5 protein-coding genes are annotated in these 7,190 nt (G+C 59.0%); 2 read left to right on the top strand and 3 right to left on the bottom strand.

The window, feature by feature from the left end; all coding sequences use genetic code 11:
• The first annotated feature begins 216 nt into the window (after positions 1-216).
• On the top strand, positions 217-873 hold the full coding sequence (locus ACP7AJ_RS21095) for a DinB family protein (protein WP_426062208.1): 657 nt from the start codon (positions 217-219) through the stop codon (positions 871-873).
• 156 nt (positions 874-1,029) lie between these two features.
• On the opposite strand, the gene ACP7AJ_RS21100 is transcribed toward ACP7AJ_RS21095, so the two are convergent.
• The 3 genes from ACP7AJ_RS21100 to ACP7AJ_RS21110 form a co-directional block, all read right to left on the bottom strand.
• The gene (locus ACP7AJ_RS21100) at positions 1,030-2,430 is read right to left on the bottom strand and encodes an RtcB family protein (RefSeq protein ID WP_426062210.1); all 1,401 of its coding nucleotides are present in this window, start codon (positions 2,428-2,430) and stop codon (positions 1,030-1,032) included.
• 172 nt (positions 2,431-2,602) lie between these two features.
• Entirely contained in the window at positions 2,603-4,003 is a 1,401-nt protein-coding gene (locus ACP7AJ_RS21105) for an RtcB family protein (RefSeq protein ID WP_426062211.1), read from the bottom strand.
• Between the two features lie 858 nt (positions 4,004-4,861).
• Entirely contained in the window at positions 4,862-6,448 is a 1,587-nt protein-coding gene (locus ACP7AJ_RS21110) for a TROVE domain-containing protein (RefSeq protein WP_426062212.1), read from the bottom strand.
• A 242-nt stretch (positions 6,449-6,690) separates the two neighbouring features.
• Here ACP7AJ_RS21110 and ACP7AJ_RS21115 point away from each other — a divergent pair, with 242 nt between their 5' ends.
• Positions 6,691-7,077 carry a hypothetical protein gene (locus ACP7AJ_RS21115; protein ID WP_426062213.1) on the top strand — a complete coding sequence of 129 codons (387 nt, stop codon included), beginning with the start codon at positions 6,691-6,693 and terminating at the stop codon, positions 7,075-7,077.
• The last annotated feature ends 113 nt before the right edge of the window (positions 7,078-7,190 follow it).

Below are 7,190 nucleotides of genomic sequence, written 5' to 3' on the forward strand. Positions count from 1 at the left end.
GTGCTCGCCCGCACCGCCCACGGGCTCGTCGCCAAACGACTCGTTGTCGAGTAACCCCTGGCAATGGAAGCCTGTGCTTCCTGACCCGTAATAAAAAAGCCCCAGCTGTATCAGCCGGGGCTTTTTTTATTCGTAAACTGCTACTACATAAGCAAGGCCAATAATTTGCTTCAAAGCCGGTTTCAGTAATTGCCACCTCCTCGATTCTCTACGCGCATGGCCAGCAGCTACCCTCGTCGGCACTTTCTCAAAACAGCCACCGCCCTCACGGCTGGCCTGGCCGGCACATCATTGACTCCGCAAATTGGCTTCGGTATGGCTCCTGCTATTGCCGGTCCCAATATCATTGGCCCACGCGCAGGGTATTCGCCCCACGTCGGCACCCTGGTTTCTATGCTGGATTGGATGCGGGCGGTGGTGCTGGGCTCGGTAAACGGCATGACAACCGAGCAATTAGACTACCTCCACGACGCCAAGGCCAATAGCATCGGGGCGATGCTCCTGCACTTGGCCGCTACCGAGCGCTACTACCAGCTGCATACCTTCGAAGGCAAGAAATGGGGCAGCTGGAGCGACGCTATTAAAAAGCAATGGGACACTCCTATGGAGCTTGGTGAGAAAGCCCGAAAAGCCATCAGAGGCCATCGCCTCGACTACTACCTGAACACACTGGCGGAAGTGCGGCAGAAGTCTCTGCTTGAGTTGAAAAAACGGGACGACAAATGGCTGATGGCCGTGGACGAAGCCTGGCCCTGGGGCCCTACCAACAACTACTGCAAGTGGTTTCACGTGTGCGAGCACGAGTCCAACCACAACGGGCAAATCAAGTTTATTAAGAGCCGGCTGCCCGGCGCCAAGGCAGGCCAGGACTAGCACCAGTGCAGCGATTTAGCCAATAAAAAGCCCCTCACCAGCGGCGAGGGGCTTTCCGAGCTATGGAGACAACTGCCCTGTAGAGGCATTGCCGAAACCTACGCTGGCCCCGCCGCATTGGATTGCCGCAGCCAGCCAAGCAGCTCATTTCAGCACTCAAGCGCCGTCCATGCGCACAATTTTGGGCGTAAACGAACCTAGCACATCTACCAGGTCACGCTGGTGGGCCATCACCTGCCGGATGTCCTTGTAGGCTGCTGGAGCTTCGTCGAGGCCTCCGCCCATCAATTCAACCCCGTGGTCTTTCAACTCACGGCGCAGCTCGCCTTCGGTAATTTTCATCTTAGCCTGGGTGCGCGAAAGGCGCCGCCCTGCCCCGTGCGAGGCAGAATTCAGCGATTCCCGCTCGCCGCGCCCCCGCACGATGAAGCCCGGCGCCGTCATCGAGCCGGGAATGATGCCGAGCACACCCGCGCCGGCAGGCGTGGCGCCCTTGCGGTGCACAATGGCCGTGCGGCCGTCGCCCAGCGTTTCTTTCCAGGCAAAGTTGTGGTGGTTTTCCACCTGCGCCAGGGGTTTTTCGCCTAGGGCTTTGCTAAGGCGGCGGTGAATGTCGTGGTGGCAGGCTGAGGCATAGTCACCGGCCAAGTTCATGGCCGCCCAATATTCCTGCCCCTCCTGCGAGTCGAGCGAGAGCCACGCCAAGTGCCGGGCCTCGGGTGGCAGGGGGCACTTGTCCATGGCCACCTTGGTGTAGTGCTGCGCAATGGCTGCCCCCAATCCGCGCGAGCCGCTGTGCGAAAGCAGACCCAGGTATTGGCCCACGGGCAGCTTCAGGTCATTATCCGGGTCAGTAAGGTCGACCACGCCGAACTCCACAAAGTGGTTGCCGGAGCCCGACGAGCCCAGCTGCTTCACCGCTGACTCCCGCTTCTGGCGCGCCACAGCTATCTCCCGAAACTCGGGCCGGTCGAGAATGGGGTCGTCGGTATTCACTGTTTTAAAAACCTCCTTGTTGCCGAACTTGGTATGGTGCAGCAGCAGCTTGCGCAGCTCCTGGCGCCGCTGTTCCAGATATTCGGCCGGCAGCTCAAAAACCGACAGCGCCATGCGGCAGCCAATGTCCATGCCCACGCCGTAGGGAATCACGGCGTTATCAGTTGCCAGCACGCCCCCAATGGGCAGGCCGTAGCCCTGGTGGGCATCGGGCATCAGGGCACCATCGAGGGTGATGGGCAGCTGCATGGCCACGTCCATCTGCTTGCGGGCGCCGTCCTCAATAAAATCTTCGCCGTAGCGCCGGTAGTCTTTAATGGCCGGATTCAGGGCCACGTCGCGGGAGGGCTGCGGCACCAGCTCTTCCGCTACAGCGCGCCAGTTTTCATCGCGCACGTACTTGAATGGGTCTTCTTTGATTTGCTTGAGCAAGGCCAAGGCACTGCCCTTATCCATTTTTTTGAATTCCTTTTGGGCTAGTACATCGAGGGCCCGGCCAATGGCGGGGCCTTCGGGAAAGCCGATTTTGCGGAGGTCGTTGCCGCGGAGTTGGTTGGCCATAGTAGAAGGTTTATTAGTGAGATAATCTGCTGTACGCGGCCCTTGAGGTGATGTTCTACCTCAACTATTGCGCACAAAAAAGCCCCAACCGCTACGGTTGAGGCTTTTTTTTACCAAAGTATAACCCTAGATGACCGTCTCATGCAGCGCGACGCTCAGCATGACGGTCTCACTACGCCCCGTCCATCCGTACGATTTTCGGCGTGAACGAGCCCAGCACCTCCACCAGCTCCTGCTGGCTGGCCATCACGGTGTGAATATCCTTGTAAGCCATGGGAGCTTCGTCGAGCCCGCCACCGATTAGCTCGATACCGTGCTCAGCCAGGTGCTTGCGCACGTCTGACTCGGTCAGTTCCGCCTTGGCACGAGTTCGCGACATGAGGCGGCCCGCGCCGTGCGAGGCCGAAGACAATGAATCCGCCAGGCCCCTGCCACGCACGATGAAGCCGGGCGCGGTCATGGAACCGGGGATGATGCCAAGTACGCCCGCACCGGCAGGCGTGGCGCCCTTGCGGTGCACGATGACCTCGCGGCCGTCGCCCAGCGTTTCTTTCCAGGCGAAGTTGTGGTGGTTTTCCACTTTCGCCACGGGCCGCTCGCCCAGGGCTTTGGCCAGCCGCTGGTGAATCTGAGCGTGGCAGGCCGAAGCGTAATCACCGGCCAGGTTCATGGCCGCCCAATATTCCTGGCCGGCTTCAGTGTCAAGGCCGAGCCAGGCAAGGTGCTGGGCCTTGGTGGGTAGCTGGCACACGTCTTTGGCAAGGCGGGTGTAGTGCTCGGCAATGCCCGCGCCCAGGCCCCGCGAGCCGGAGTGCGAAAGCACGCCCAAGTACTGACCCACCGGTACGCCCAACTCGTTTTCCGCCTCTGTGATGTCGACTATACCGAATTCCACGAAGTGGTTGCCCGAGCCCGAAGTACCTACTTGTTCGGCCGCCCGGTCGCGCTTGTTTTTGAGGAAAGGAATTTCCACAAACTCATCCCGCTCCAGCACGGCGCTGGCCATCCGGTGGCCCCGCTCCCACCCCCGGCCGGAGCCGAAAAGGGTGTTGTCGAGCAGGATTTTCCGCAGTTCCTGCACGCGCTGCGTGAGGTACTTGGGCGGCAGGTCGAACACCGACAGCGCCATCCGGCAGCCGATGTCGACGCCTACGGCGTAGGGAATCACCGCGTTGTCCGTTGCCAGTACGCCGCCAATGGGCAGCCCGTAGCCGTGGTGGGCGTCAGGCATGAGGGCACCGGCGACGGTCACGGGCAGTTTCATGGCCGTTTCCATCTGGTGCACCGCACTGGGGTCGATGTGCTCAGCGCCGAACGTGACGTAGGGCTTGCGCTCTACCAAGGCAATGTGCCGCGAGGGAGCCGGCAGCAACGCCGCCGCAGTGTGGCTCCAGTCGAGGTCGGTGAGGTATTCTTTGGGGTTTTGCAAGAGTTGACCTAGCAAGACTAGCTGGTCGGTTTGCGAGAGTTTTTTTAGGTGCTTGCGCAGCAATTGCGCGAGGGCAAGCCCTATGGCGCGGCCTTCTGGAAACCCGAGGGTGCGAAGGTCGTTGCCGCGTAAAAGATTGGCCATAAAAATGGGGTTTGCACGGTGTAGAGACGCGAGAATTAGCTCCGCTAACCTGCGGTTCGCGTCTCAATCGTTAATGAAAAAAAGATAAAAACGGACTGGGCAAAAGGGCACACCGCCGAAAGCTTTTGCTCTACCAACTGAGCTATCGCCAGCAAGCCGACGAGCGGGAATCGAACCCGCGACCTAAGGCATCGAAGTATGGCGGTGCTACGGCACCAGCCCGTTTTTATTACCACAAAACCGGAGCAACACACGGCCCGCGCAACGGGCTAAAAGCCCGACGGGACAGGTCGGAGTAGCGCGAGCCTACGGCATCCGGTCGTAATGTGCAGAGACGCGTCTCTACAACATATGCTTCCTGTTCGAGGCAACAGGCGCCCGGCCAGTTGGAGCGGCCCTACCCATCTGCAGTCGCGCTGCGTTGCGACAGCACTTCGGGAGTCGAACCCGCGACCGCACCTGATTGGGTGCGAAGGAAGGCCCGGCTAGGGCACCCGCCCGGAAACATGATAAGCTGGCTCTCTCCGAACATCAGGGCAACAAGCGGCGGGCGCGTCAGCTGCGGCCAAGGCCACAACCGGGGATTCGAACCCATAAACTGCCCCGAAGAAACAGCTTCTAACCAGCGAAGTAACGCCTGCCTACGGCACCTGAATCAGGCGGAGTGAGCCGGGTTGGGGCGGGCCACCGTGGTGGTGGCACCGTCCCGGTCGGCGACTGCCCCAGTGGACAGCCGTCTTCCTCGTCTCAGGATATGCTTACAACATCATAAAAGGTCGTTTTATTGCATGGGCGGGCCAAAACCCGGGAATGACGGCCGCTTTGTTCAGTTTAAATTGTCATTCCCGGGGCCGCTTGTTAAAAGGAAATTGCCTCGATTTCAGTGAGCGCGGAGCCGCCATTGTCGAGCGCCGTGAACACTTCAAAAATTTTGTCGGACCAGCCGGCGATGAGGGCCACGCCCTTTTCGGGGCGCACCTCCAGCGGGGCGGTGCCGTGCCCGGCCAGGTCGAAGAGGTAGAGGCGGGCGTTGGGGGCCACAGTGCGGCGGTACTCGGTCCATTCCTGGGCCAGGGTGCCCCCGTCGGCGCGGCTGTTCCACAGCTGCACGTCCGTAAACATCATCACTTTGTCGACCACTTCGCGGCGCTGGCGCAAATCTTGGATGACTAGGTAGCCGTTGGTGCTGTAGCCTACCTCGCCTTCGCGCCGGTAGAACTCCTCCACGTTGCGGAGCACCGGCCCGCGAGGCAGGCTGATGCGCTTCCACGTGTCGCCAAACATGCCGGCCGTGACGTTTTGGCTGCGGCTCTGGAGCACCATGCCCAGCACCAGGCTCACGTCATAGAGCAATACTTTGCTGCGCGGCGAAATGGGCTGCTGCATGGAGCTGGACACGTCGCAGGCCACCACCACACGGGTTTCGGGGCCGAAGCCGCGCAAGCTGGCCGCGCTGTGAGCAATGGCATCTTCCAGTGCCGTGAGCACCGCCGCCACGTGGCCGCCCTGCAAGGCTTTCACCTCCCGGAAGGCCGCCAGGAAGCGGAAGGGCAGTTGCTTGCTGCGCGCCACCGCAGCCCGATTGGCTAGCGTGGCACACACCTGCGTGATGGTTTCGGCCGACACATTGGCTTCTAGAATGTTGCGCAGGTTGCGCAACAGGGCCATGTAGCCCAGCTTGCCGCTCGCAACGAGCGTTTCCCATGTGTGGGCCACGGCAGCGGCGCGCTCGTCGGGTGTGGCGTAGGCCGCCTGCCCTACCGCCGACAACTCGGTTTCCCAGGTGTAGGGCGTGGGCAATTCGCCGCGCACCAATTGGTCGAATAAGGCCTGCTGAGCTACGTCGCGCGCCGTGGGGTGGACCAAGAACAAGGCATCGCGCAAGCGCACTGCACCATCCTGGTCGTACTTCGCCAGCTGGTAGCCGTCGAACTTGTTGAAGCTGAGCGCCAGGCCTTTTTGCAGCTGCTTGGAGACGCGGTTTAGGATTTTGGTCCCGCTTCGGCCGTTAGCTAGAGCGTAGTAAGCCAGCAACTCCGTGATTTCGTCGGGGCGCTGCACCACCCGGGCCACCAGGCGGCTCAGGAGGTTATCGCCCCGGTGCAAGCGGGCCAACTCCACGCACAATACTAGGGGCACCGTGCGCAGATGCAGGCTTTCACGGGCATACACCGCTAACTGAGCTACAAACAGCGGCTCGTTTTTACCCACCAGTTCGCGCAAACGTGCCAAGCGGGTATTGGCTTTTTCGTAGAACTGGTCGCTGAGGGCGGCCGTGGCTACGGCCGCATACAACTCCATCTGGGGCATAAGCGTGAAGGTGGCAGCACCCTCGTGGTTAACGGTGGGCGCGCTGTTTCGAGAGAAGAAGTTGAAGCGCATAACGTGGGCGTTTTGGAAGGTGAGTGGTGACTTTTGCGGCTTTTGGTAAAGCTTTTTGGTCACGCGGAGCTGAGCTAAGACTTTTTATCTGATGCTCGTATTAATCTCCTGTCATGCTGAGCCTACGAAGCATCTTATTATGACCTTTGAACAAGTTGTTGTAACCTGATAAGATGCTTCGCAGGCTCAGCATGACGTTTATTGTTGTGTTTAATTACCAATTACAATTCGCGTTGCTAATTATTAATTTGAATTAGACGTACCTCTTCCAATCAAATAAAAATAGGTTTTTATTAGGGAATTAAATGGCAAGAAAAAACCCGGCTTTTGCGGGCCGGGCTTTTCTATTTTGTGTGATTTACGCCGATATTATCGACGAAGCCTACAAAAAAGAAAAGCACGGCCGCACCGTTTCATCGAGCCGCAATCGGGCCGGCGCTGAGGCTGCTGCAACAGGTATTCGGGGCGGATATTGTGCATGGATTGAAAAGGCAAGCGGCTGTAAACCGGCTAACAACAAAAAACCCGAGCGTTGTGGGCTCGGGCGGTGTCGGGCTTTAGCAGATGCTAAAATCAGGCAAACGTACCGAGTGGAAGCAGCTTTTCTGGCTGCATCTTATCCGAATTGCTGGCGAGAATCAGGTGACGGTACATGGTTGTTTGCTTTTGGTGCGACAAAGGTTAATAATTAATTTTTATGCAGCAAATTATTTTTAAGATAATTAATAGGCAGTGGTCTAAGTTAAGGTGGTATTGTGATTGTCGATGACAATTTTAATTCGCGCGGAGTGCATGGCCAATGACT

Origin of the sequence: Hymenobacter sp. B1770, from assembly GCF_049896385.1 — a bacterium.
In the GTDB taxonomy this organism is placed as follows: Bacteria; Bacteroidota; Bacteroidia; order Cytophagales; family Hymenobacteraceae; genus Hymenobacter.

Coding starts and splice junctions, on each gene's coding strand:
- ACP7AJ_RS21095 (WP_426062208.1), top strand. CDS start 217: ATGGCCAGCAGCTACCCTCGTCGGCACTTTCTCAAAACAGCCACCGCC.
- ACP7AJ_RS21100 (WP_426062210.1), bottom strand. CDS start 2,430: ATGGCCAACCAACTCCGCGGCAACGACCTCCGCAAAATCGGCTTTCCC.
- ACP7AJ_RS21105 (WP_426062211.1), bottom strand. CDS start 4,003: ATGGCCAATCTTTTACGCGGCAACGACCTTCGCACCCTCGGGTTTCCA.
- ACP7AJ_RS21115 (WP_426062213.1), top strand. CDS start 6,691: ATGGCAAGAAAAAACCCGGCTTTTGCGGGCCGGGCTTTTCTATTTTGT.